At 63.8% G+C, this 24798-nt stretch carries 20 protein-coding genes and 1 pseudogene; 13 read left to right on the plus strand and 8 right to left on the minus strand.

Annotation, left to right across the window (positions count from 1 at the left end):
- The 3 genes and pseudogenes from AC07VI_RS28730 to AC07VI_RS28740 form a co-directional block, all read right to left on the minus strand.
- A pseudogene (locus tag AC07VI_RS28730) lies at positions 1-199 on the minus strand (general secretion pathway protein GspB); the annotation flags it as partial.
- A 1-nt stretch (position 200) separates the two neighbouring features.
- The gene (locus AC07VI_RS28735) at positions 201-1832 is read right to left on the minus strand and encodes an ExeA family protein (protein WP_492992841.1); all 1632 of its coding nucleotides are present in this window, start codon (positions 1830-1832) and stop codon (positions 201-203) included.
- Between the two features lie 51 nt (positions 1833-1883).
- Positions 1884-2408 (minus strand): hypothetical protein, encoded by a 525-nt coding sequence (locus tag AC07VI_RS28740; RefSeq protein WP_086148129.1) that lies wholly within the window; start codon positions 2406-2408, stop codon positions 1884-1886.
- Positions 2409-2823: 415 nt separating this feature from the next.
- Here AC07VI_RS28740 and AC07VI_RS28745 point away from each other — a divergent pair, with 415 nt between their 5' ends.
- A complete protein-coding gene (locus AC07VI_RS28745; protein ID WP_139842640.1) occupies positions 2824-3093 on the plus strand; it encodes a hypothetical protein in 270 nt (89 codons plus the stop codon).
- 51 nt (positions 3094-3144) lie between these two features.
- On the opposite strand, the gene AC07VI_RS28750 is transcribed toward AC07VI_RS28745, so the two are convergent.
- Positions 3145-3432, minus strand: coding sequence for a hypothetical protein (locus AC07VI_RS28750; protein WP_086148127.1), 288 nt, complete (start codon positions 3430-3432; stop codon positions 3145-3147).
- A gap of 348 nt (positions 3433-3780) precedes the next feature.
- On the opposite strand from AC07VI_RS28750, the gene AC07VI_RS28755 reads away from it, so the two are divergent.
- The 11 genes from AC07VI_RS28755 (at position 3781) to AC07VI_RS28805 (ending at position 15879) form a co-directional block, all read left to right on the plus strand.
- Positions 3781-4653 carry a glucosamine kinase nucleotide-binding domain-containing protein gene (locus AC07VI_RS28755; protein WP_099374668.1) on the plus strand — a complete coding sequence of 291 codons (873 nt, stop codon included), beginning with the start codon at positions 3781-3783 and terminating at the stop codon, positions 4651-4653.
- Between the two features lie 2 nt (positions 4654-4655).
- On the plus strand, positions 4656-5390 hold the full coding sequence (locus tag AC07VI_RS28760) for a GntR family transcriptional regulator (RefSeq protein ID WP_099374772.1): 735 nt from the start codon (positions 4656-4658) through the stop codon (positions 5388-5390).
- Complete coding sequence (gene nagA / locus AC07VI_RS28765; RefSeq protein ID WP_492992838.1) at positions 5387-6499, plus strand: N-acetylglucosamine-6-phosphate deacetylase; 1113 nt, start codon at positions 5387-5389, stop codon at positions 6497-6499. Before AC07VI_RS28760 ends, nagA begins: the two co-directional genes overlap by 4 nt.
- Positions 6489-7502, plus strand: a complete 1014-nt coding sequence (locus AC07VI_RS28770) for an SIS domain-containing protein (protein ID WP_086148124.1) — start codon at positions 6489-6491, stop codon at positions 7500-7502. The genes nagA and AC07VI_RS28770 overlap by 11 nt, the downstream gene beginning before the upstream one ends.
- Before the next feature lie 131 nt (positions 7503-7633).
- Positions 7634-8893 carry an ABC transporter substrate-binding protein gene (locus tag AC07VI_RS28775; protein ID WP_492992836.1) on the plus strand — a complete coding sequence of 420 codons (1260 nt, stop codon included), beginning with the start codon at positions 7634-7636 and terminating at the stop codon, positions 8891-8893.
- 7 nt (positions 8894-8900) lie between these two features.
- Positions 8901-9770: a carbohydrate ABC transporter permease gene (locus tag AC07VI_RS28780; RefSeq protein WP_086148122.1), complete on the plus strand. Its 870-nt coding sequence runs from the start codon at positions 8901-8903 to the stop codon at positions 9768-9770.
- A gap of 13 nt (positions 9771-9783) precedes the next feature.
- Positions 9784-10620 (plus strand): carbohydrate ABC transporter permease, encoded by an 837-nt coding sequence (locus tag AC07VI_RS28785; RefSeq protein ID WP_086148132.1) that lies wholly within the window; start codon positions 9784-9786, stop codon positions 10618-10620.
- A 26-nt stretch (positions 10621-10646) separates the two neighbouring features.
- On the plus strand, positions 10647-11978 hold the full coding sequence (locus tag AC07VI_RS28790) for an MFS transporter (protein ID WP_492992833.1): 1332 nt from the start codon (positions 10647-10649) through the stop codon (positions 11976-11978).
- A gap of 14 nt (positions 11979-11992) precedes the next feature.
- A complete protein-coding gene (locus AC07VI_RS28795) occupies positions 11993-13126 on the plus strand; it encodes an ABC transporter ATP-binding protein (RefSeq protein ID WP_099374671.1) in 1134 nt (377 codons plus the stop codon).
- Between the two features lie 160 nt (positions 13127-13286).
- Entirely contained in the window at positions 13287-14603 is a 1317-nt protein-coding gene (locus AC07VI_RS28800) for a tetratricopeptide repeat protein (RefSeq protein WP_492992831.1), read from the plus strand.
- Between the two features lie 82 nt (positions 14604-14685).
- Positions 14686-15879, plus strand: coding sequence for a DUF5009 domain-containing protein (locus AC07VI_RS28805; protein ID WP_099420652.1), 1194 nt, complete (start codon positions 14686-14688; stop codon positions 15877-15879).
- Here the strand turns inward: AC07VI_RS28805 and AC07VI_RS28810 are convergent.
- The 3 genes from AC07VI_RS28810 to AC07VI_RS28820 form a co-directional block, all read right to left on the minus strand.
- Entirely contained in the window at positions 15876-16997 is a 1122-nt protein-coding gene (locus AC07VI_RS28810) for an acyltransferase family protein (RefSeq protein ID WP_099374672.1), read from the minus strand. The two genes, AC07VI_RS28805 and AC07VI_RS28810, sit on opposite strands and share 4 nt — an antisense overlap.
- A 111-nt stretch (positions 16998-17108) precedes the next feature.
- On the minus strand, positions 17109-19823 hold the full coding sequence (locus AC07VI_RS28815; RefSeq protein WP_172404885.1) for a TonB-dependent receptor: 2715 nt from the start codon (positions 19821-19823) through the stop codon (positions 17109-17111).
- A 202-nt stretch (positions 19824-20025) separates the two neighbouring features.
- On the minus strand, positions 20026-22683 hold the full coding sequence (locus AC07VI_RS28820; RefSeq protein ID WP_086148117.1) for a TonB-dependent receptor: 2658 nt from the start codon (positions 22681-22683) through the stop codon (positions 20026-20028).
- Between the two features lie 387 nt (positions 22684-23070).
- On the opposite strand from AC07VI_RS28820, the gene AC07VI_RS28825 reads away from it, so the two are divergent.
- A complete protein-coding gene (locus tag AC07VI_RS28825) occupies positions 23071-23811 on the plus strand; it encodes a GntR family transcriptional regulator (protein WP_034759852.1) in 741 nt (246 codons plus the stop codon).
- A 193-nt stretch (positions 23812-24004) separates the two neighbouring features.
- On the opposite strand, the gene AC07VI_RS28830 is transcribed toward AC07VI_RS28825, so the two are convergent.
- Positions 24005-24798 (minus strand): carbon-nitrogen hydrolase family protein (locus tag AC07VI_RS28830; RefSeq protein WP_494808838.1); only part of this gene is annotated, 794 nt, incomplete at its 5' end.

Raw genomic sequence — 24798 nt, forward strand, 5'->3', positions numbered from 1 at the left:
CCTGCCACGGCTGCCACAGCAGCAGCGCGGCGGCCACGGCGGCGACCGCGCCGCCCAGCGCCAGCCAGACGGGTGCGCGCCGCGCGCCATGGGCCGCCGCGCCAGCCTGCAGCTGTACCTGCGGCGCGTGGATCGAGGGCAATTCACCCAGCTGGCGCTCGGCCTGCGATTTTTTCAGTGCTTCCAGTATGTAGGACATCTTATTTCCCCGCCACCATCGCCGTCGCAGCGGGTGCTGCCACGGCAGGAGCTGCGCTACTCAGGCGCGGCTCCGCGTTGTCACCCAGTTGCCTCAGGCGTATATACGTTTTCGGACCCGCCAGGCCATCGGCCCGCAAGTTCTGGCTCTGCTGGAAAGCACGCAGCTGGCCTTGCATCTCGGCATCGAGCGGCAGGTTGGCGGCCGGCGCCGGCAAGCCACGCTGCTGCGCCAGGCGCTGCGCCAGCCAGTCCACGTCGGCGCCACGCGCGCCCAGCGGCACTTCGTCGCGCCAGCCGCGCGGCGCGCGCCAGAAGGTCGTAAAACTGCCATCGCCGCGCTGTGCCAGCTGGGCCAGGGGCAGGCTGTGTTGTTTGCCATCGAGCATCAAGGTGGCCGTCTCGCCCTGCAAACGCGTCAGCAGCACCAGCTGCTCCACTCCTTGCCCGTCGCGCAAGGCCAGCATGGCGGGAGTATCCAGCACGCGCAGCTCGGCGATGCCGCCCCTGCTGTGCAGGCAGCGCAGGCCGGCACGGGCGCCCGCCTGGCAAGCGTCGCCGGCCGGCAACTGTTCGCCCCACAGGGCGGCCAGCTGGCGCAGCACGGCGTTGCGGTCCGGCACGCCGGCAGGCACAGGCGCGGCCGCCGCTGCGGACGCGGCCGGCACGGATGCGGCCAAGGCCGGGGCGACGGCCGCTGGGGCGGGCACGCCAGCGCGCGGCATGAAATGCCAGGCCAGCGCGGCCGTCACCAGCGTGCCGGCCAGCACGCCACCGGCCACCTGCGGCCAGCGCAAGCCCCGTCCGGCAGCCGGCTTGCCCTCTTCCGCAAACACTTCCTCGGCGGCGCGGCGCAGGATCTGGCGCGTCACCTGCGGCCGGTTTTCCACGTAGGCGCCCAGCAGCGCGCGGTCGCACAGCAGGTTGATGCGGCGCGGCACACCTTTACTCAAGGCATGGATCTGCGCCATCAGGCGCGGCGCGAACGGCGTCTGCGCCGTGCCGCCGGCCACGGCCAGGCGGTGGTGGATATAGCTGGCCGTTTCATCGGCCGTCAGCGATCCCAGGTGATAGCGCGCGATCACGCGCTGCGCCAGCTGCTCCAGTTCGGGACGGGCCAGCATGGCGCGCAATTCCGGCTGGCCGATGAGGATGATCTGCAGCAGCTTGCGCTCGCTCGTTTCCAGGTTCGTCAGCAGGCGCAGCTGTTCCAGCACGGCGGCGGACAGGTTTTGCGCTTCATCAATGATCAGCACATTGTTCTTGCCCTGCGCATGGCTGGCCAGCAGGTGCGCATTGATGGCGTCCACATAGCCTTTCACGCTGGCAACATCTGGCGCCACGGCGATGCGGAATTCCTCGCAGATCGACAGCAGCAATTCCTCGACGGACAGTTTCGGATTGAAGATGTAGGCAAGCTGGCAATTGTCCGGGATCTGCTCCATGAAGCAGCGGCACACGGTGGTCTTGCCGGCGCCGATTTCGCCCGTCAGCAGCACGAAGCCGCCGCCGCTGCCCACGCCGTACAGCAAGTGCGCGAGCGCCTCGCGGTGGCGCTCGCTCATGAACAGGTAGCGGGGATCGGGGGCGATCGAAAACGGTGATTGCTTGAGCTGGAAATAATGCGTGTACATGGAAACCCTGCGGATGAAGCGATCAAAATGCGCGGCGGCAAGCCGCTGCCCTCAGCGGGTGCGGGCGGGCGGCAACGGCTTGTATTTGGCGCAATAGACTTTTGCCTTGCTACGGAAGTACACGATTTTACTGCCAGGCACGGAACCGCGGACGGGAAATGCGGAATTGTCGAGTTTGTTGAAACGCAAGCCCGAGGCGCTGCGAATGGCCGGCTCCAGCTTTTCCGGCGTCGAGTCCGCCACCACGCCCATGAAGACGAGGGCACTGGTGTCGTCGCTGACGATGACGTCGGTAATCGGCGCGCCCCACAGGGTCGCTTCCGTGCGGAACCAGTAGGCGCCCCCTTCATGCTTGTAGGCCGGACCGAAAGCCGTCAGCAGATAGGCATAGAAGGCCTTGTTGTCGATATGGTCGACGCACAGCACGGCATTGCCCACCACTTGCCCGAACGTCGACGGCGCCGGCCTGGCCTGCGCCAGCACGCCGGACACGGGCGCGCCCGCGGCCAGCACGGCGCATGCCGCCAGCAGGGCCGGCCAGCGCCACGGATGCGACAAGGAAAGGCGCGCGCGCATGCCTAACGCTTGCGCTCTTCTTTCTTGACCTTCTTGGCTTCCTTCTTTTCCTTCATGGTCTTGGCCGGTTCTTTCTTGGCTTCTTTCTTGCTGTCCTGTGCCTTGCTCATCATCTACTCCATGCCTGGGCGGAAATGCCTGGGCCATTATGACACTCCCCCATGAAAATGCCACGTCCTTTCCCCCATGCAATAGACCGCGGCCGGCAAGCACAGCCAGCGCATGCGCTTATTTGCAAAAAGACGTTTGCATTTTCACTTCATTATGTTTTAATACACGCAATTTATAAAAAGATATCATTTCGGTGCGGCATGACCAGCACCGGAGGCAAGCATACACACTGGGGACAGGACACGGGCCGGCATGCGTCGCGCCCGTGGGTATCAACGCACAGCCCTCGGCAGAAATACAGAACATGATGAGAACGATGATCTTGCTGGGCGCGGCCCTGTCGCTATGGGCCGCCGGCAATACGCATGCGGCAGAGACGCGGCCGCCGATGCAGCTGGCCGCCTACCAGGCGGCGCCCGCCACGCTGCCGATGCGCCTGGCCAGTTTCCAGTCGCCCGACGCCAGCCAGCGCGGGCCATACGAACCGAGCACGCAGTCGCTGCTGCTGGTCGCCGTCGTGCTGCTGAGCCTGCGCATGCGCGTGCGCGCCAGCAGCGAAAAGTTCAGCACCTGACGTTACAACGGCCGCGCAAGGCGGCCGTTCCACTCCGGCGTCAGCGCCCGGTCAGTGCAGGCACAGGCGGCGGCGCGTCTTCTCGATCAGTGCCGCATCGTAGGGATACAGGTTTTCGATAAAGAACAATTCCGTTTCCGCCTCGTCCTCCAGGCACATCTCGATCATGACCGGACCATCGCTTTCGCGGCCCAGGAAATCCTTCGGCCAGCGGTTCTTGCGGTGCGTGCGCATCATTTCCATGCCCAGCGCGGCCAGCGGCGCCGACACGCCGGCGGCCAGCGCCTCTTGCTGCCAGTCATCCCAATACGCGCTCTTTGCTGCCTTGTCGTTCATCATGCTCTTCCAACTCAGGTGTAAAAGGCGGACTCTACTCTTCATGGCGTCCCTTGCCAAGCATGCACAAAAGCAATACCGCACGGCCAACAACAGACCAGTGGGGAAAAATTGGCATTAAACAAGGCCAATTTCAATACCATTCACGGCACACAAAAATCCCTTTATTAACAAAGACTTGCAATCATACGCTCGGGCATGGCGCGACTCCGCGCAATGCATTTGTTAATACCACTTAAATACCTGTTGACAAGCCATCGAGGCGACAATATAGTGCCTTCAGCTTTTTCGCCGCCCGACAAATAAAAAACCGAGACAGGCGCATCCAACCATAAGCGGGACTGCACACACATGATCGAATACATAATCGGCGTCGACGGCGGGGGCAGCGGCACCCGCGTACGCCTGGCGCGCCGCGACGGCCAGGAACTGGCGCAGGGACAAAGCGGCCCTTCCGGCCTGGGACTGGGCATCGAACGGGCCTGGACTTCCGTGGGCCATGCCGTCACCCTGGCCTTCCGCGCCGCCGGCCTGGAACAGCCGCCCCTGCAGCGCATGGCCATCGGCCTGGGCCTGGCAGGCGTGCACAACAAGCAGTGGGCCGCCAGCTTCACCGAACACAATCCCGGCTATGCTGCCGTCGCGCTCGAATCGGACGCCCTGACCACCCTGCTGGGCGCGCATGCCGGCCAGCCGGGCGCCATCGTTGCCATCGGCACGGGCAGCGTGGGCGAAGTGCTGCACGCGGACGGCAGCCGCCATGAAGTGGGCGGCTGGGGCTTTCCCTCCGGCGACGAAGCGGGCGGCGCCTGGATCGGCATGCGCGCCGTCAACCACGTGCAGCAGGTGGTCGACGGGCGCGTGCCCGGCAGCGCCTTCGCCACGGCCGTCATCGACGCCTGCGGCGGCCAGCGCGACGCCATGCAGGTGTGGCTGGCCGCCGCCAGCCAGACCACGTTCGCGCAGCTGGCACGGCTGGTGCTCGAACACGCGGCCACCAACGCGGTGGCGCGCACCATCCTGACCGACGCGGGCCAGCAGATCGCCCTCATCGCCAGGGCCCTGGACCCGGCCGGCACCCTGCCCGTGGCCCTGTGCGGCGGCCTGGCGGCGCCCTTGTCGGCCTACCTGCCGGCGCAGCTGTTACAACTGGTCGTGCCGGCACAGGGCGACTCGGCGGCAGGCGGCCTGCGCCTGATCAGCAAGCACTTGCAGGAGCAATGACCATGCTGGCCAAACTGTCCGCCTTCAAACCGAATCCCGCCAGCGACACGCCGCTCTACATGCAGCTGGCGAACATGCTGTCGGACGGCATCGCCAGCGGCGACTGGCGCGCCAACCAGGCCTTGCCCTCGGAACGCGTGCTGTCGGAAATCCTGGAAATCTCGCGCGTGACGGCGCGCAAGGCCATCGACATGCTGTGCGACCGGGGCATGCTGACGCGCAAGCGCGGCTCGGGCACCTACATCACGCCCAAGCTGGAGCAGCCGCTGTCGCGCCTGACGAGCTTTTCGGAGGAACTGCGCCAGCGGGGCTTCACGGCCGGCTCGCGCTGGCTGCAGCGCGACATCGGCGCGGCCGCGCCGCTGGAACTGCTGTCGCTGGGCCTGTCGCCGCACATGCCGGTGGCGCGCCTGCGGCGCCTGCGCACGGCCGACGAAGTGGTGATGGCGATCGAGACGACCACCATCCCCGCGCTGTACATGCCGGACCCGCAGCAGGTGACCGATTCGCTGTACGGCTACCTGGAGTCGCGCGGCACCATCCCGATGCGCGCGCTGCAGCATATCCGCGCCGTCAACGCCACGGCGGAACAGGCCAAGCTGGCCAATATCAAGACGGGTGAAGCCATGCTGCACATCACCCGTGTCAGTTATCTCGACAACGGCGCAGCGGTGGAACTGACCCACTCGTATTGCCGCAGTGATTATTATGAATTCGTAGCGGAGTCGCGCAGATGAGCAGCACTATCAAAGGCAATATCCTTACCCCCGGCGGCTGGATCCACGGCGCCATCGCCTTCGGCGAGCGCGTCGACAGCATCGCGGGCAATTCCATCCATCCCTCAAGCAACAGCGACGACTACATCCTGCCCGGCTTCATCGACCTGCACGTGCACGGCGGCGCCGGCAAGGACATCATGGAAGGCGGCGAAGCCGTGTACGCCATCGCGGCCATCCATGCGCGCCACGGCACCACCAGCCTCTTGGCCACCACCATGACGGCGCCGCCGGAAGACATCGACGTGGCATTGGCGGCCATCGGCATCGCCGCCAACAACCGCCGCCCGAACACGGCGCGCGTGCTGGGCGCCCACCTGGAAGGCCCGTACATCAATTCCGGCAAGCTCGGGGCGCAGCCGAACTACGCGCGCGCCGCCACGCTGGCCGAAATCGAGCGCCTGCAAACGCTGGCCAGGCTGCGCGTCATCACCGTGGCGCCGGAAATCGCCGGGCACCTGGAACTGGTGCGCTCGCTGGCCGACGCCGGCGTGCGCGTGCAGATCGGCCACACGCTGGGCTCCTATGAAGACGGCGTGGCCGCGCTGGAACACGGCGCGGTGGGCTTCACGCACCTGTTCAACGCCATGAGCGGCCTGCATCACCGCGAGCCGGGCATGGTCGGCGCCGCCCTGGCGCACGCCGAATACGCCGAACTGATCCCCGACCTGCTGCATGTGCATCCGGGCGCCATCAAGGTGGCCCTGCGCGCCATCCCGCGCCTGTACTGCGTCACCGATTCGACCGCCGCCACCGGCATGCCGGACGGCGAATACATGCTGGGCCGCCACGCCGTGCAGAAATGCATGGGCGGCGTGCGCCTGCCCGACGGCACGCTGGCGGGCAGCACCCTGACCCTGGACCAGGCGCTGCGCAACCTGGTGGGACTGGGACTGGACCTGGCCGACGCGTCCAAGCGCGTGTCGACCAACGCCGCCGATTACCTGGGCCTGGAAGAACGCGGCCGGCTGGCCCCCGGCACTTACGCCGATCTGGTGGTACTCGATCGCGATCTCAAACTCAAAGCTGTCTATATAGAAGGAGAAATCTGTGACCTCAATGATGCTTAAAGAAGCCGTTTCCGCCGCCGAATGCGTCGCCCTGCAACTGGCCAGCGACACGGAACGCTACGCGGAACTGGGCCGCAAATTGAGGAGCACCTCGTTCTCCACCGCGCTGACCATCGCGCGCGGCAGCTCCGACCACGCCTGCAACTACGTCGCCTACCTGATCATGGCGCGCCTGGGCCGCGTCGTCGCCTCGCTGCCGATGTCGCTCGTGACCCTGAACAAGTCGCCGCTGGTGACGCGCGACACCCTGGCCATCTCGATTTCGCAATCGGGCCAGAGCCCGGACGTGGTCGAGCCGATCCGCTACTTCCGCGACGGCGGCGCCACCACCGTGGCCCTCGTCAACGACATCGAATCGCCGCTGGCGCACGCCGCCGAATGGGCCATGCCCCTGCGCGCCGGCAAGGAACAAAGCGTCGCCGCGACGAAAAGCTTCATTACCAGCCTGGTCGCCGGCGCGCGCATGGTGGCCCAGTGGCAGAACGACCCCGAGCTGCAGGCAGGCCTGGAAGCGCTGCCCGAAGCGCTGCTCGAAGCGACCCGCGTCGACTGGTCGCCCGCCATCGACGTGCTGGCGCCGGCGCGCAACATCATGGTCGTGGGCCGCGGCATCAGCTTCCCCGTGGCGCTGGAATCGGCCCTGAAATTCAAGGAAACCTCGGCTTTGCAGGCGGAAGCGTTCAGCGGCGCCGAAATCAAGCACGGCCCCATGGCCCTGATCGAAGACGGCTACCCGCTGCTGATTTTCGCCACGCGCGGCCCGACCCAGGCCGGCCTGCTGCAGCTGGCCACGGAAATGCGCGGCCGCGGCGCCAAGGTCCTGCTGGCGGCGCCCGCCGACGTGGCCGAGCGCGACCTGACCCTGCCCGTGGCGGCCACGCCGGACCTCGACCCGATCGTTGCCATCCAGTCCTTCTACGTGATGGCGGCAAAACTGTCGGCCGCGCGCGGCATGGACCCGGATGCGCCGCGTCACCTGAGCAAGGTCACGAAGACCAACTAAGCAGTACCGGCAGCTGCGCCCCCGGCACGGGGCGCGGCTGCCGCCAGCCATACCCGAATATAAGCGACGGCAAGGGCATGTACCCGCGCCGCGGACTCATGGACATTGGAGCCTTGCGCTCCAGGATAAAAATGACGATCAAGAGACTGTTGGCGGTGTTTGCCTGCGCGGGCCTGCTCGCGCCACAGGCATGGGCTGTCGAGAAAATCGAATTCTGGACCTTCAGCATGAAGCCCAAGTTCACGCCGTATTTCAATGCGGTGGTGGCGCACTACGAGGCGCAGAATCCCGACGTCAGGATCGAATGGATCGACTTCCCGTGGGACGTCATCCAGACCAAGCTGGTCACGCGCATCGTGGCCGGCACGCCGCCCGCCCTGGTCAGCCTGAACGTGCCCTGGGCCGATGAATATGCGCGCGACGGCTTGCTCATGCCCGTCGACGCGCTGATCAGGGAAGCGCGCGCCAGCTACATTCCCAGCGCCCTGGACGACCTGCGCTTCAAGGGCCGCACCTACGGTTTTCCCATGTACAGCAACGTCGCGGTGATCGCCTTCAATACCGCCATTTTCAAACAGGCGGGCCTCACGCGCGGCCCCGCCAGTCTCGATGAGCAGCTGGCGTTCGCGCGGCAGATCGCGCAACGCACGGGCAAGGCCGGCATCGCCCCGGCCCTTTCCAAAATCGACGGCCTGTTCATGCAGCAGGGCCTGGCCGTCATCGCCGACAACCGCGCCGTCTTCAATTCGCCGCGGCACGTGGCGCTGGTGCAGAAGCTGGCCGATACCTACAGGGCGGGCGGCCTGCTGAAGGAAAGCCTGTTCGCCGAAGATAATTTCCCGGCCGTCATCGACGCCTACAAGGGCGGCCGCCTGGGCATGCTGCTGGCGCCCCCCACGGCCATGCAGCGCATCCGCAGCGACGCCCAGGACATCTACGCCATCACGGACGTGGCGCCGGCGCCGCTGGGCCCGACCGGCATCGCCGACGGCGGCTGGCTGGTGCACTTCGCCATTCCGAAAGGCGTGCCGGCGCAGCTGCTGCCATCGGTCGGCAAGTTCGCGCGCTACCTGACGAACGACGCCAACCAGCTGGCCTTCGCGCGCCAGGCCAGCGTCTTCCCCACCACCGTCAAGGCGGCGGCCGACCCGTTTTTTCTGTCCACGCCGAAGAACGCGGGCGCGGCTGAAAAGGCGGTGGCCGCCGGCGCCATGTCGATGAACCACTCGCGCACGCTGTACGTGGCCGGCATCGACGACTACGACGAGCTGCGCCGCTCGCTGGTGAAGGCCGTCGAGGCGGGCGTGACGGGCAAGCAGGACGTCAAGCAGGCGCTGGACCAGGCCGTCGCCATCTGGAACCGCAAGCTGGCCAGCCTGCCGCGCCACTAAGGACACCATGAAACTCGCCCACCGCCACACCGTGCAAGCCTGGCTGTTCCTCGCCCCCGCCCTGCTGCTGCTGGCCGCCTTTTCCTTCTGGCCCGTCGGCTACGGCTCGGTGCTGGCCTTCACCGACTACAGCCTGATACGCGAGACGCGCTTCGTCGGCCTCGACAACTTCCGCTACATCTTCAACAACGAGATGTTCGTCTCGGGCCTGAAAAACTCGCTGCTGTTCCTGCTGATGGTGCCCTTCGTGCAGGTGGGCGCCATCACCCTGGCCGTGCTGGTGAACAACCGCCTGCCCGGCATCCGCCTGTTCCGCGCGGCCTTCTACGTGCCCGTGGTGACCACCGTGTCCGTCGTCGGCATCATGTGGGGCTTCATGTTCCACGAACAGGGCGCCTTGAACTACGTGATGATGACGTTAAAACTCGTGAACGCGCCCGTGGGCTGGCTGTCGAACGACAGCCTGGCCCTGTTCGCCGTCATGTTCGTCACCCTGTGGCGCGGCCTGGGCTGGTACATGGTGATGTACCTGGCGGCGCTGCAATCGATTCCGTCGGACATGCAGGAAGCGGCCATGCTCGACGGCGCCAGCCGCTGGCAGCGCTTCTGGAAGATCACCGTGCCCATGCTGCGCCCGACCATCATGCTGTGCTCCATCCTGTCCGTGCTGGCGGCTCTGAAGGCTTACCAGGAGGTCGACGTGCTGACGCAGGGCGGCCCCATGAACTCCACCTTCACGGCGCTGTACTACGCCTACGACCAGGGCTTGAAGCATTTGAAACTGCCGCGCGCGCTGGCCGCCAGCTTCGTCGTGTCCCTATTTTGCATCGGCATCGCCCTGCTGTGCCTGCGCTACCTCAAACCCAAGCACCGCTGACCGGGGGATGACCATGAAAATCCGTTCCCGCCCCCTGAAAACCCGCCTGCACATGCTGGGCCACTACGCCGTGCTGTGCGCCATCGCCGTCGTCTGCGTGTTTCCGTTCTGGTGGACGCTGGTGACGGCCGTCTCCACGGAAGGCAATATCTTCGCCTTCCCGCCCACCTTCTGGCCGAAGGCGCCGTCCTTCGAGAACTTCATCGAAGTGTTCAATGCGATTCCCATCTGGTCGTTCTTCAAGAACTCCGTGCTGATCGCCGTGTTTACCGTGTTCTGGAAGCTGCTGCTGTGCTCACTGGCCGCGTATCCGCTGGCGCGCCTGAAATTCCGCGGCCGCAAGCTCGTGTTCGGCCTGATCCTGGCCACCCTGGTGCTGCCGTCGGAAGTCAATTTCCTCGTCAACTTCATCACCATCACGCAAATGAGCCTGGTCGACACCTACACGGGCGTGATCCTGCCCAACGTGGTGACGGCCGTGGCCATCCTGCTGCTCAAGCAGGCGTTCGAGGAAGTGCCGCAAGACCTGATCGACGCGGCCAGGGTCGATGGCGCGTCCGAATGGGTCATCTTCAGCCGCATCATGCTGCCCCTGATCACGCCGTGGCTGGCCACGGTCGGCATCCTGACGGCCGTCGAATCGTGGAATGAATACATCTGGCCCTCCATCGTCATGAGCAAGCCCGATGAATTCCCGCTGTCGGTGGGCGTGCTGTATCTGCGCGGCACCTTCGGCAGCAGCACGCGCGTGATCGCCGCCGGCACCTTGATCACCATCGTGCCGACCCTGCTCGCCTTTCTGTTTACCCAACGCTTCTTCATGCGCGGCATGGACGGCGCAGTCAAATGAAAACGTCTCTCGATAAGGAAGCCTCCATGCACGACCAGCGCATCAGCAGCAGCACACGCAGCCCGATTTCGTGGGTGCCCACCTTGTACTTCGCCCAGGGCTTGCCGTTCTACGCCGTGGCCCTGGTCGCCGGCCTGATGTTCAAGAGCCTGGGCGTGCCGAACGACCAGATCGCGCGCTGGACAGGGCTGATCGGCTTTGCCTGGGTCTTCAAGCCCCTGTGGAGCCCCTTCCTGGAACTGGCGCCCAGCAAAAAGACCATGGTGGTGCTGTTCCAGTTCCTCGGCGGCCTGAGTCTGGGCCTGATCGCGCTGGCCCTGCAGACGCCGCTGTGGTTCGCCGCCTGCGTGGCCGTGCTGGCCGTCGCCGCGCTGGCCTCGTCGACGCACGACATCGTCTGCGACGGCCTGTATATCGCCAGCCTGTCGAACAAGCAGCAGGCCGCCTATGCGGGCTGGCAGGGCGCCTTCTTCAACGCGGGCAAGTTCATCTCGCTGGGCGGCCTGGTGATCCTGGCCGGCTACCTGGAAGACCAGATCGGCAAGAAGCAGGCCTGGTCGGTGATCTTCCTGATCATCGGCGCCATCATGCTGTCGCTGGCCGCCTACCACATCTGGTCGCTGCCGCAGGTGCGCAACAGCGCCGTCAAGGACAAGAGCGTGGCGGGCATCAGCCGCACCCTGTGGGAAGTGCTGGTGGACTTCCTGAAGAAGCCCGGCATCTGGGGCATGATCGCCTTCATCATCCTGTTCCGCGCCGGCGAGGCGCAGGTGCAGACCATCGGCCCGCTGTTCCTGCGCGAAGCGCGCGAACTGGGCGGCCTGGGCCTGTCGACGGTGGAAGTGGGCGCCGTGTACGGCACGGCCGGCACCGTGGCCTTTTTGCTGGGCAGCATAGGCGGCGGCTACTTTACTTCCTGGCTGGGCCTGAAGCGCGCCATGTTCTTCCTGATCCTGGCCATGAACTTGCCCAACCTGGTGTTCTACTACCTGAGCCACAGCATGCCGAGCGACCTGGCCCTGATCACGGCCGCGCTCAGCGTGGAAATGTTCGGCTACGGCTTCGGCTTCGTCGGCCTGATCCTGTTCATGATGCAGGTCGTCTCGGTGGGCAAATACCAGACGGCCCACTATGCATTCGCCACCGGCGTGATGCAGCTGGGCTTCGTGCTGTTCAAGATGGTCAGCGGCGATATCCAGATGGCCCTCGGCTACAAGAATTTCTTCCTGTGGGTGCTGGTATCGGCCTTGCCCGTGCTGATACTGTCGCGTTTCATGCGCGTCGGGCCGAAGGAAGACGCGGACAAACCGGACCTGAGCAAGGCCGATCCCCCTCAAGCGCCAGCCAGCGCCAGCTAGGATAGAACCACTCCATGGCACACATCGTTTTAAAGAACATCGTCAAGCTGTACGATGACAGGCATCCTGTCATCCACGGCATCGACCTCGACATCCGCGACGGCGAATTCATCGTCTTCGTGGGGCCGTCAGGTTGCGGTAAATCAACCCTGCTGCGCATGATCGCCGGCCTGGAAGACATCACGGGCGGCGAGCTGCATATCGGCGGCAAGCTGGCCAACGATATCGCGCCGGCCGAGCGGGGCCTGGCCATGGTCTTCCAGAGCTACGCCCTGTATCCGCACATGACGGTGTTCGAGAACATGGCCTTCGCCCTGACCCTGGCCGGACATAAAAAGGCCGAGGTGCGCGCCGCCGTCGAGCGCGCCGCCGACATCCTGCAGATCGCGCCTTTGCTCCAGCGCAAACCGAAAGACCTGTCGGGCGGCCAGCGCCAGCGCGTGGCCATCGGCCGCGCCATCGTGCGCAAGCCCCAGGTCTTCCTGTTCGACGAGCCGCTGTCGAACCTGGACGCCTCCCTGCGCGTGCAGATGCGCGTGGAAATCTCGCGCCTGCACCAGGAACTCAAAACCACCATGATCTATGTCACGCACGACCAGGTCGAGGCCATGACCCTGGGCGAGCGCATCGTCGTCTTCAACGGCGGGCGCATCGAACAGGTGGGCAGCCCGCACGAGCTGTACAACCATCCCGGCAACCTGTTCGTGGCCGGCTTCCTCGGCGCGCCGAAGATGAACTGCATCGCCTGCGTCGCCGTCGCCAGCACGCCCGGCGCAGTCAGCGTGCGCCTGCCCGGCGGCGCCGTGATCGGGGTCGAGGCCAACGGTGCGGGCGTGGCGCCCGGCGACCGCCTGACCCTGGGCGTGCGGGCCGAGCATGTCGGCCTGCACGATGGCGACCATGCGGGCGGCAACGTCGTCGACGCGGCCGTGAGCCACGTCGAATACCTGGGCGACGTGGCCATCGTCTACGCCAGCCTGCCGGGCGTGGCCGAGATGCTGGCCGTCAAGCTGCCTGCCGAGGGGGGCTTGCGCCACCCGGGCGAATCCATGCGCCTGCACCTGCCGCCGCCGCGCTGCCTGCTGTTCGATGTGTCAGGGCAAGCCCTGCCGCGCACTGTTGCCGCACCAGCCCAGCCGTTTATGTGACAATAGCCGCTATTTACCATGCTGCCTCTCTTTGACTTATGCAGGCAGAATGGCAGAATGTGTGTTTTTTTGAGCTTCCTTGCCCTCTGGCAACGCTGCGGCACGATGCTGCGGCAGCCATTGCCGGTGTGTATTTTTGTTATTGATTGAAGGATAACCCATGTCCCAATTCCGCCTTGCCCGTCTTAGCCTGCTCCTGGCAGCCATCGGCCTGAATGTCCTGCCAGCCCTGTCGCACGCGCAGGATGCCAAGCCGGCCGCTGCCGCCGGCGCGCCTGCCGCCGCTCCGGCCGATTCCGTGCGCCCTGAAGTGTTCAAGCTGCTCGACCCGACCGCCGTGAAGGCGTCGATGGATGCGAAGAACTACGCCGACGTGCAAAGCCGCATCGACCAGGCTGCCACCATTCCCGCCCTGACGCCGTATGAAACGTTCGTGCTGAACCGCCTGCGCGTGGCGCTGGCGTCGACCACCAACAATGCGCCCATGGCCATGACGGCGCTCGAAGCGGTCATCGAATCCGGCAAGCTGGACAAGAAAGCGCAAGGCGACTTCATCCAGGCACTGGCCAACTACCACTACAACGCCAAGGATTATCCGAACGCCATCAAGTGGTTCACCCGTTACCAAACGGAAACAGGCGACGTGACCACCATGCGCCCGTACATCATCCGCGCCTATTACTTCAGCAATGATTTCGCGCGCGCGAAACAGGAACTGATGGCCGACCTGACGGCCAAGCAGCAGGCGGGCAAGACGCCGACCATCGAGGAACTGCAATTGCTGGCCAATACGGGCTCGAAGAGCAAGGATCCGGCCACCTACCTGGTCGCCATGGAAAACCTCGTGCGCTACTACCCGTCGGATGACTACTGGAGCGATCTGCTGGGCCGCACGCAAAGCAAGGCCGGCTATTCCGACCGCTTCGCGCTCGACGTGCTGCGCCTGCAATTCAAGGCCGTCGACACCATGCCGCCACAGGACTACAGCGACATGGCTGAAATCGCGCTGCAGAACGCCTTCCCGACAGAAGCGAAAAAAGTGCTGGACGCCGGCTTTGCCAAGGGCGCGCTGGGCACGGGCGCGAATGCCGCCAAGCACAAGAAACTGCGCGACCAGGCCAACAAGGCGGCCGCCGACGACGTGAAAAACATCGCCAGCGGCGAAGCGTCGGCCATGAAGAGCAAGGACGGCACGGGCTTGATCAACCTCGGCTACGCCTTCGTGACGATGGAGCAGTTCGACAAAGGTATCGACCTGATCCAGAAAGGCATCGCCAAGGGCGGCCTGAAGCGTCCGGAAGACGCCAAGCTGCGCCTCGGCTATTCCTACGCCATGGCTGGCAAGAAAGATGAAGCCATCAAGGTCCTGGAAACCGTCAAGGGCGGCGACGGCGTGGGCGACCTGGCCCGTTACTGGATCCTGTGGCTGAACCGTCCTGCCACGGCAGCGGCGGCGCCGGCGGCAGCGGCCAAGTAATACCTGCCAGCAAGCATCCCTGCCAGAGCGGTTCCCGGTGTATGCCGGGGCCGCTTTTTTTTCGACCTTCTTGCCTCCCGCCATGCCGCCAGCCACCGCCGCCGCTCCTGAACGATTGACCAGCCTGGACGCCTTCCGCGGCTGCGTGATCATCGCCATGATCTGGGTCAACTACCTGGCCGGCATGCCCGGCATCGCCTGGTGGCTCGAACATGCGGGGTCCCGCGCCGACGGCATCACCGTGCCCGACCTCGTCTTCCCCGGCTTCCTGTTCATGGTCGGCATGGCCATCCCGCTGGCCTTGCAGCGCCATTGCGGCCGCGTCACGCCCGCCCTGCTGGGACGCCTGCTGTGGCGCTCGGGCAGCCTGATGCTGGCCGGCGTGGTGCTGGCGAACGCCTACCGCTACGATGCGCAGGCGGCGCTGCTGCCGCGCGCCGCGTATTTCCTGCTGTTTTATGTGGCCATGATGCTGCTGTGGCGCCAGGGTGCGGGCAAGCGGGAACTGGCTGTGGGCGGCGCGCTGATGCTGTTTCTGTTGGCAACTTTTCGCGGGGAATTGAACAGCGAGTTTTCCAGCACCTGGCTGCAACCGTCATGGTGGGGCATCCTCGGCATGATAGGCTGGGCCTATCTGCTGTGCAGCCTGCTCTACCTGGCGTGCCGGGGCAGCGGCACGGCGCTGATGGGCATGTTTTCCCTGCTGATCGTGCTGTACATGGGCGGCACGGCCGGCAGCCTGGATTTCTTGCCGGCTGGTATCAAGGGGTTTGTCAACGTGCCGCAAGTGCTCGGTTCGACGGCGGCCAATGTGCTGGCCGGCACCGTGGCGGGCCGGCTGTTCCTGCGCGGCGCCGCCCTCAGCCATGGGCAGCGCATCCGCTTCATGGCCTGGTTCGCGCTGGGCCTGCTGGCGGCCGGCCTGCTGCTGCGGCCGTATCACCACATCAACAAGATCGCGGCCACGGAATCCTACACACTCGTGTGCAGCGCCCTCATCCTGGCCCTGTTCCTCGTGTTTTATGTCGTCATCGACGTGTGGCGCTGGCGCGCCTGGGCCGTGGTGCTGTTACCGGCCGGCACCAACGCCCTGTTTGCCTACATCGTGCCCGACCTGTGGGAACAGCTGGCGGCCGTGCTGCACCTGCCGCGCTTCTGGTGGCCGTATCTGGCCACGGGCGGCGCGGCCGGCCTGTGGAATGCGGCCGCCGTCACCGCCCTGATGCTGCTGTTGACCGCCCTGGCCACGCGTTACGGCTTGAAGTTAAAGTTCTAGACCTTGATGTAGATCTTGCGCTTGTCCATGCCGTAGGCGATCAGCCAGCACAGCAGCATGAAGCTGACGGCGAACAGCAGCGAGCCCACGCGGGGCGGCGCCCAGCCCGTAAACCACTGCCGGTACAGCCACTGGTACAGGTTGCCGCCGCCGATGCGCACGGTAAACGCGATGATCACCAGCACTTCCGACACCAGGTAGATGAACAGGGTGTTCTTGCCGAAGACTTCAAAGAAGCAGGTCCAGCCCGTCATTTGACGCACGTCAATGATGAACATCAGCGTAGCCAGCAGCAGCAAGTCCAGGCCGACGCCCAGCATCACATAGGAGCTGGTCCACAGCTTCTTGTTGATTGGAAACACCTCATTCCAGCACAGGGCCACGGCCACGCAGATGACGCCCGCCACCACCAGCTGATACAGCGCGGAACGCAGCCGCGCCGGCGCTGCCTGGCGCACAAAGCTGCCTGCCAGATAGCCGGCAATCACATTGACGATGGACGGCAAGGTGCCGAGCACGCCTTCCGGGTCGAAGGCAAGGCCCTCGCCGTGGTACAAATGGCTGTCGCCCAGCAGGAACAGATCGAGTTTGGCCGGCGCATTGCCATGCAGCGTATAGTCGCCCCAGGTCGCCAGGATGGCCCAGTAGCCGAGCAAGGCGCAGGCGCTGAAGACGAGAGCGCCGCGCGTCCTCCAGTAATGCAGGATCAGGGCGGCGGTCAGGTAGCACACGGCGATGCGCTGCAGCACGCCGGGGATGCGCGTGTGCGACAGCGGCGACCAGGCGAACTGGCCCGCGTCGTCGATCTTGAAGAAGGGGAACCAGTACAGCAAAAAGCCCAGTAAAAAGATCAGCGCGCTGCGCCGCCACAGCTTGCCCAGCACGGCGCCATGCCCCAGGTGCTCATATTTCCCCAGCGCAAAGGCCAAGGCATTGCCGACGACAAACAGAAAGCTGGGGAACACCAGGTCGGTCACAGTAAAACCATGCCATTCGGCATGCAAAAACGGCGCATACACGGCGTCCCAGTCGCCGGGGGTATTGACGACGATCATCAGGGCGACGGTCAGGCCGCGCAGGACGTCGAGGGCGAGGTAGCGTTGAGAAGCAATAGTCATGTCAAACAATTCCAGATGAAAAAAGCAGGCCCACCGCTGGTGGCGGAAGGCCTGAAAAAAAACGATGCCTGACAAAACCATCGTGCAGCAGGTGTGGTCAGGCCTTATCCACTACAGTTTGGCGCGCAAGCCAAAGTAAAATTGACGGCCGTTCGAATACAGGGCCGTCGGCTGGTCCTGGTTGGCGCCGTAATACTTGAGCACGGGATTATTCAGGTTCAGCACGTCGAAGGTCAGCGAATAGCGCTCGTTGATCTTGTAGTTGAGCGAGGCGGCCAGGTTGCCCACGCCATGCACGTACTGGGGCGAACTGCTGAACAGGCCGGCCAGGAAGCTGGAGCGGTAGGTATAGGCCAGGCGCGCGCTCAGGCGCTCGTCCTCGTAATAGCCTTCCAGGTTGTACGTGCCGCGCGAGCTGCCCACCACGGCGGCGCCATCGTCGGCCTTGCCATTCGTATAGGTGTAGTTGCCCACCACGCCGAAACCGCCCCACAAGCCCTGCTGGTAACTGAGTTCCACCCCCTTGTTGCTGGCGCCGATATTCGTCGGCGACTGGATCACATAGGTGTTGAATTTCTTGAAGGTATTATTGTAATAGCTCACGGGCGCCGTGCCGAACGTCACGTAGGATTTCATGTCCATGTAGAAGGCCCCCACGGACAGCATGGCCTTGGGAGCGAAATACCATTCCAGCGTGGCGTCGTAGTTGGTCGAGCGTATCGGTTTCAAGTCCGGATTGCCGCCCGTGCCTGTCAGCAACTGGTCGTTCAGGTTGACGGCGCCCACCAGCGCGCTGTAGTCGGCGCGCGCCATGGTTTTCGCCACAGCCGCGCGGGCCACCAGGTCCTTGCTCAGGTCAAACTTGATGTTGGCGCTGGGCAGCACATCCGTATAGCTGTGCTTGACGATGGTGGGCGTATAGGTGCCGAAGACGTTTTCCTGGCCGATCGGATTTTCGCCGCCCGGCACGTTCGTCACCGTCGTCTGTTGCGTGCGCACAAGGCGCACGCCCACGTTGCCGCGCCACTTGTTGCCCGCCAGATTGGCCATGATGTAGGCCGCGCTATCCTTTTCCTTCACGTCCAGTTCGGCCGGCCAGTTGCGCGAGTTCGGCCCGCCCGTATTGTCGTATTTGTTGGCCCACGCCACCAGGTCGGCCGGATCGAGTTGCCAGTAGCGTCCCTGCGCATTGCCGCCCAGGCCCTTGCCGTAGTCGCCGGGATAGGTGCCGCCATTCCACTTCGGCAAGGGTGCATTCGTGGTGCCGTCGCACACGGCGCAGCTGCGGTTTTCCGGCCACGCCACATTGCGGTGGTGTTCCGCATAGCGCGCGCCGAACTTCAGCGATTCCAGCACGCCGTAATCCATGCTCAGCTCACCATCGGCCTGGCCGTATTTTTCCGTGTCCAGGGTTTCCACGTGGGAACCCCAGGCCGATGCCGTTACCGCATTCGATAACTTTGAAATGTCGAGACCGGGGAAATTCAGCCTGGCCGGCGACAGGCCGTTCAGCTGGTAAGACACGCCCACGCCCGTCAAGCCCGCCTCATAGCCGAGGTCGACGGGTGTTTCGCCGATGCCGCGCGTGTAGCCGAGGCTGCCCGTAATGCGCAGGCGCTCGCTGGCGCGGTAGCTGCCGTTGACATCGACATACGCGGTCGACGAGTTCGAGCCGGGGCGGTAGATCTGGTCCACCAGGGCCGGATACAGCTGGCCGTTGTACGGCGTAGTGGCATTCGCCGCAGGAAACTGCGACGCGGGAAAATCGGCCGCCACCAGGGTATTGTTCTTGACGGTAAACGCGCTGGGAATCACGCCCACATGCTTGCCGTCATTGTCGACGGCATTCAGGTTGGCGCCCGGCTGGTTATAAAAGCTGCGGTTGTAATTGGCCGCATCCAGTTTTGAATAAAAACCGTTGACGTCCAGCATCAAGTCAGCGGTGGGCTTGAATTGCAGGTCGATGCTGCCGCCCTGGCGCTTGCGTACCTGTTCGAACAGGGCCGAGTTGATGCCCAGCGGCGCCAGCACGCCCGCCAGTTCCGGATATTTCTGCGCGGCAGGGCTGTCGGCGTCGATGGCGCCATAGCCGAAGAATTCCTGCCCGTCACGGCGCTCGTGGCGCTTCTCGGAAAACACCTGGAACAGCACGCCCATGGTCTTCGCTTCGTTCTTCCAGTTGAACAAGGCATTCATCTGCGGGTCCGTCTTGCCCGGCAAGTCCGCGTAGATGGCCTGCACGGCCAGCTCGGCCGTGAAAGGCTGCTTGAAACTGAGCGGCTTGCGCGTCTCGATATTGATGGAACCGGCCACGCCGCCTTCCACCAGGTCCGCCTGCGCGCTCTTTTGCACGGTGACGCGGCTGACAATTTCCGACGGCAGCAAGGCGAAGCTGACGCTGCGCCCCACGGTGCCCACCTGGTCCGTGACAAACCAGTCGCCCGTGCCCACGGCGTGGCCGTTGATCAGCGTTTGCGTCAGGCTGGGGCTGGTGCCGCGGATGCTGACACGGTCATTTTCCGAGAAGCCGCCCTCGCCGCCGGCCGACGAGGAAATGTTGACGCCCGGCACGCGCTGCACGGCGTCCGCCACGTTCTTGTCAGGCAGCTTGCCGATATCTTCCGCGCTGACGACGTCGATCACGGAATCGCTGTTGCGCTTCTGGCTCAGCGACTGTTCCAGCGAAGCGCGGATGCCGGTAACGACCACTTCCTGCATCGCCGGCGAGGCGGACTGGGCTTGCTGCGCCTGTGCCGCCATATTGATGGACAACAAAGCGGCTGCGGCGGCGATGGGGTGTAATACGGGATGCAAACGGCTGTTCATAGACTCCTCGTTATGGATGCCCGCCGCGCTGGCGGGACGGTTTTATGGATGAGTACAGACGGCAAACGACGGGGTGCAGCAGAAAGGGACAAAGACCGGCGGGAGCGCCGAAAAAAAAGGCAAGCCCCTGAAACAGGAACTTGCCTTGAAAGACCGAGGAAGACCGGGCCTGACGCGGGTGCATCAGGCCGGATCGTCTTGCTTACAGCTTGCCGCGCAGGCCCAGATAGAAGGTACGGCCATTGCTGTAGAACGCGCGTGGCTGATCCTTGTTTTCGGCGTACATCTTGATGGTTTCGTTGGTCAGGTTAAGCGCATCGAACGTGATCGTGAAGTGCTCGTTGATCTTGTAGTTGAGCGAACCTGCCAGCGTGCTGCTGTCGTCGACGTGCTGGCTGGCGCCACGGTCCACGCCGGCCTTGTAGGCCGAGCGATAGTTGTAGGCCAGGCGCGCGCTAAAACCGTGTGCTTCGTAGAAAGCGGTCAGGTTATAGGTGTTTTTCGACGCGTTCAGCAATTCGCTGCCATCGTTCAGCTTGCCGTCGGCGTAGGTGTAGTTGGCCAGTACGCCGAAATCACCGAACACCGGTTGCTGATAGCTCAACTCGACGCCCTTGTTCTTGCCCTTGGTGTTGTAGGACTCGGTCACCTGGAACACCCTGTCAGCACCAACCTTGGTATTGAAATAGGTGGCGTTGACGTTACGTTGCGCCACGATCGAATTCAAATCCATGTAGAAGATGCCGGCCGAGACCGCCGATTTTGGCGCGAAATACCACTCGGCGCTGACTTCGGCATTGTTCGAACGCACAGGATTGAGGTTGATGTTGCCCTTGGTACCACTCAGGGAATCCTCATTCAGCGATACGGCGCCGCCCAACGCGCTATAGTCAGGGCGCGCAATGGTCTTGGCCAATGCGGCGCGCACAACGAGATCGTTGCGGACATCAAACTTGATGTTGGCGCTAGGCAGGAAGTCGTTATAGCTGCGATCATAAGTGTTTTGCGAGTAGGCGCCAAATGCGGAACCTGTGATCGGACCGCCGCTGGCATTCACCGTCGTGGACTGCTTGGTATGGACGGCGCGCACGCCGAAGTTACCGCTCCAGTTATCGCCGGTCAGATTGGCCATACCGTAGACTGCCTGGGTTTTTTCCTGCAGCTTGAATTCATCGCGCCAGTTGTGGCGAGCGACGCGGTCAGGATTGCGGTTGCCCGGAATCGCCGCCCATTTTGCCAGGGCATCGCCGTCATAGCGGAAATAGTTGGTAGGCAAATTGCCGCCCAGGTTGGAAGCGAAATTACCCGGATACAGCGTACCGTTCCAGATGGGGCCGGCACTGTCCAGACCTGTCGCGCCAGGACCCGTTTCAAATGGGTGCTCGGCGGTACGTTTATGGTCGGTGAAGCGCGCGCCAAACTTGATGGAATCCCAAATGCCGCTCGACAGGCGCAATTCGCCATCGATCTGGGTATACAGTTCCTTGTCGACCGACTGCGATTCCCCGCCACCGATCCACGCCGTGCCCAATGGCGCCGTGGTCGTGCCGCCCGGATAGGAAACGGTAGCCGGACTCATGCCATTGAGCGCATAGTTCATGCCGCCATCGACCTTGTTTTGGTAGTACACATCATCACGGTCGTAGCCCACGCCGTGGGTCTTGCCCAGCTTGCCGGTGAAGGTCAGGTCCTTGCTGGCGCGGTACTTGAAGTTGAAGTCCAGATAGTACGTTTCACCGCCTGCGTCCGGACGATAAATATTGTCGACCTCGCCGGCATTCTTCGTGAAGTTCGCCGCCACGAGCGTATTATTGCGCACCGTGTAGGACGTCGGCACCATCCCCGCATTGATCGAGCCACTCGGCGCGGCCAGGTGGTTGGTATTCGAATGCGGCGCCTTCAATTGCGAATAGAATCCATTCAAATCCAGCGTCAGATCCTTGTTCGGCTTAAACTCGATATCAAACGCACCACCCTCACGGGTTTTCTTTTGCTGGAAGAAACTCGCGCCGATGAAGGTAGGGGCCAGTACGCCCACCAGATCAGGATGCGCCTGCGCAGCAGCCTTGTCGGCAGAAATCGCCGTGTAACCGAGGATTTCCTGGCCATCACGACGCACTTCCGACTTTTGCGAGAAACCCTGCACCATGATCCCCAGCGTATTGTCGTCGTTTTTCCAGTTCACCATACCGGAGAATTGGGGCTGGGTTTTCTCCGACAGGTCATTGTAGTTGGCCTGAATCGAGCCTTCGGCCGTAAACTTGTTCTTGAACTCCAGCGGGCGGCGCGTGATCACGTCGATCGCACCGGACACGCCGCCTTCCACCAGATCAGCGGTGGCGCTCTTTCTCACCACTACCGAGCTCACCAGCTCGGATGGCAGCAAGGAAAAACTGCTGCTGCGGCCCACGTTGCCGCCGAATTGGTTCAGCACGAACCAGTCGCCGGTGCTGATGGCGTGGCCGTTGAACAGGGTTTGCTGCAAGCTGGGGCTGGTGCCGCGCAGGCTGACGCGGTCGTTTTCGCCGAAGCCGCCTTCGCCGCCGGCCGACGATTGGGTATTCACACCTGGCAGGCGCTGGATCGCGTCAGCCACGTTACGGTCCGGCATTTTGCCGATATCTTCGGCCGTCACCACTTCCACCACGGAATCCGCATTACGTTTTTGCTTCAGCGACTTTTCCAGCGAGGCGCGCACGCCGGTCACCGTCACGGTGGCCACGTCGTCGGCGGCAGCTTCTTGCGCCTGCGCCGAAAAGGCCAGGCCGGCGACCATCACGGCAACGGCAGCAGCGATCGGCGTACGGCTACGCGAACCGGTTTTCACGACGGCAGCTGCAGGTGTCAAATTGCGTTTCATGTACTCCCCCTTGATTTAGGCTCCAGGATGGAACCTTTTCATTTTTAACGTAGATCTTCTTTCCAGCCCGCCCAGTGTCTCCGGCATGCTGCAGACCCTTCGGCACAACCACTTACAAAACCAATTCAACGCCAATATACTACTATCCAATACCAGAACACTACCAGTTGCAACTTTTTTTTTATAACGTTGTTTGAATCACACAGACCACTTTATCTAAATCAATCTGTAGCCCGTATGCGCGGGCTAAATACGAGCGTAGCCAGGCATAAATTGCTGGCTTGATAATTGAAATTGGTTTTATAACGGCCTTTTTTGGTATTATCCAGCGACACAAAACAGATACAGAGCGCGTCTGTAACGCGCCGTAACGGAGACCCACAGCGTATGACCACCCTGGCTCACATCATGCAAGGCCTGGGGCAGACGAGCAGCCTGCCCCTGTACCAGCAACTGCAGCGCGCGCTGCGCGAAGCGATCGACAAGCGCATCCTCGGTCCCGACGAAGCCCTGCCGGCCGAGCGCCAGCTGGCCAGCGACCTGGCCGTCTCGCGCATCACCGTGCGCAAGGCCATCGACGGCCTCGTCAACGAGGGCTTGCTGGTGCGCCGCCCCGGCTCGGGCAATTTCATCAATACGCGCATCGAGAAGAACTTCGCCAAGCTGACCTCGTTTTCCGAGGACATGCGGGCGCGCGGACGCACGCCGCGCAGCGTCTGGCTCAAGCGCGCGGAGGGCACCGTGACGCCGGAAGAGGCCTTGCGCCTGCGGCTGTCGCCGGGCGCGCCCGTGTACCGCTTCCACCGCATCCGCTATGCGGACGAGGTGCCGATGTGCCTGGAGTACGCCACCATCGTGGCCAGTTGCCTGCCGGCGCTCGACGCCGTCGACGTGTCCATGTACGACGCGCTGGAACAGGCGGGCAACCGCCCCGTGCGCGCCCTGCAGCGGCTCAGCGCGCTGTTGCTGACGGGCGAGCAGGCCAGCCTGCTGCAAGCGGAGGAAGGTGATGCCGGTTTATCGGTGGAAAGACTGGGCTTTTTGCGCGACGGCCGCGCCGTGGAATTTTGCCGCTCCTACTTCCGCGGCGATATGTACGACTTCGTGGCCGAATTAAGTACCAATTAATACCAGTTCCGCGCTTTTCTCAATACCAGAGAAAACCACTTATTGCAGTGCAATATTTATTCGGCATTGCGCCTATATATATGCGGCAGCCGTGCAATCACCATTGGCGATTATGTGGCTGCTTTGCAGATAATATGAAAATGCGCGCCCCGGCAGTGTTTTTGCGCATTGCAGCAAAATGAAGTATTTTCTGTCAGGAAGCGGGGGCGGCGCGGTGCCCCATAGCGAGGAAAAGCACCGCCAGCGCCACGCACAGCCAGCCGAACAGCGGCCCCAGCCAACCGGCCCAGGTCGCCACAGGCCGCGCGGCCGGCAACGGCGCCAGCAAGACGCTGCCCGGCATGGCGCTGCTGGCCTGTTCCGCCAGCACCCGTCCATATGCATCGCTGACCGTCAGGCGCCCCTCGCGCGCGGCGCGCAGCACCGCATAAGCGTTTTCCACGCCGCGCACGACGGTCATGCGCGCCCCCATCCAGTCGTCGAGCTGGAAATCCCAGGCCGGCACCAGCATCGCGCGCGCTCCGGCCGCGCCATACGCCTGCCCCAGCGGCGCGAAATGCATGTCCTTGCAGATGGCCAGGCCCATGGCCAGACCCGCCACGGGCTGCACGGCATACGCGTTGCCAGCGAGAAAGTCCCGCTCGGGCGGCGCCAGATGGTGCTTCTGGTAGCTGACGGGCGCCGCGCCATCGGGAGCAAACAGCCAGGCCAGGTTGCGCCGCCCGGCCGCCTCTTCCACGCCGATGCCGAGGATGATCCACACGCCCGCGTGCCGCGCCAGCGCCTGGAAACGCTGCCGCACGGCATCCGCCCGGGCCGGCGCCAGCACGGCTATCTTTTCCGGCAACAGCACCAGCCGGGCGCCCTGCCCGGCCAGCTCTGCGACGTGGCGCGCATACTGGTCCCAGACGGCTTGCGCGCGCGCCGGCGGCGTGGCCGGGCCGATGAAATCGTCGATGACCGCCAGTCCCGCCAGCGGCCCGGCCG

It is taken from the genome of Janthinobacterium sp. GW821-FHT03A03 (genome assembly GCF_059421435.1).

Coding starts and splice junctions, on each gene's coding strand:
- AC07VI_RS28820 (WP_086148117.1), bottom strand. CDS start 22,683: ATGAAACGCAATTTGACACCTGCAGCTGCCGTCGTGAAAACCGGTTCG.
- AC07VI_RS28790 (WP_492992833.1), top strand. CDS start 10,647: ATGCACGACCAGCGCATCAGCAGCAGCACACGCAGCCCGATTTCGTGG.
- AC07VI_RS28770 (WP_086148124.1), top strand. CDS start 6,489: ATGATGCTTAAAGAAGCCGTTTCCGCCGCCGAATGCGTCGCCCTGCAA.
- AC07VI_RS28810 (WP_099374672.1), bottom strand. CDS start 16,997: ATGACTATTGCTTCTCAACGCTACCTCGCCCTCGACGTCCTGCGCGGC.
- AC07VI_RS28785 (WP_086148132.1), top strand. CDS start 9,784: ATGAAAATCCGTTCCCGCCCCCTGAAAACCCGCCTGCACATGCTGGGC.
- AC07VI_RS28735 (WP_492992841.1), bottom strand. CDS start 1,832: ATGTACACGCATTATTTCCAGCTCAAGCAATCACCGTTTTCGATCGCC.
- AC07VI_RS28760 (WP_099374772.1), top strand. CDS start 4,656: ATGCTGGCCAAACTGTCCGCCTTCAAACCGAATCCCGCCAGCGACACG.
- AC07VI_RS28825 (WP_034759852.1), top strand. CDS start 23,071: ATGACCACCCTGGCTCACATCATGCAAGGCCTGGGGCAGACGAGCAGC.
- AC07VI_RS28745 (WP_139842640.1), top strand. CDS start 2,824: ATGATGAGAACGATGATCTTGCTGGGCGCGGCCCTGTCGCTATGGGCC.
- AC07VI_RS28815 (WP_172404885.1), bottom strand. CDS start 19,823: ATGAACAGCCGTTTGCATCCCGTATTACACCCCATCGCCGCCGCAGCC.
- AC07VI_RS28795 (WP_099374671.1), top strand. CDS start 11,993: ATGGCACACATCGTTTTAAAGAACATCGTCAAGCTGTACGATGACAGG.
- AC07VI_RS28780 (WP_086148122.1), top strand. CDS start 8,901: ATGAAACTCGCCCACCGCCACACCGTGCAAGCCTGGCTGTTCCTCGCC.
- AC07VI_RS28800 (WP_492992831.1), top strand. CDS start 13,287: ATGTCCCAATTCCGCCTTGCCCGTCTTAGCCTGCTCCTGGCAGCCATC.
- AC07VI_RS28755 (WP_099374668.1), top strand. CDS start 3,781: ATGATCGAATACATAATCGGCGTCGACGGCGGGGGCAGCGGCACCCGC.
- AC07VI_RS28775 (WP_492992836.1), top strand. CDS start 7,634: ATGACGATCAAGAGACTGTTGGCGGTGTTTGCCTGCGCGGGCCTGCTC.
- AC07VI_RS28750 (WP_086148127.1), bottom strand. CDS start 3,432: ATGATGAACGACAAGGCAGCAAAGAGCGCGTATTGGGATGACTGGCAG.
- nagA (WP_492992838.1), top strand. CDS start 5,387: ATGAGCAGCACTATCAAAGGCAATATCCTTACCCCCGGCGGCTGGATC.
- AC07VI_RS28740 (WP_086148129.1), bottom strand. CDS start 2,408: ATGCGCGCGCGCCTTTCCTTGTCGCATCCGTGGCGCTGGCCGGCCCTG.
- AC07VI_RS28805 (WP_099420652.1), top strand. CDS start 14,686: ATGCCGCCAGCCACCGCCGCCGCTCCTGAACGATTGACCAGCCTGGAC.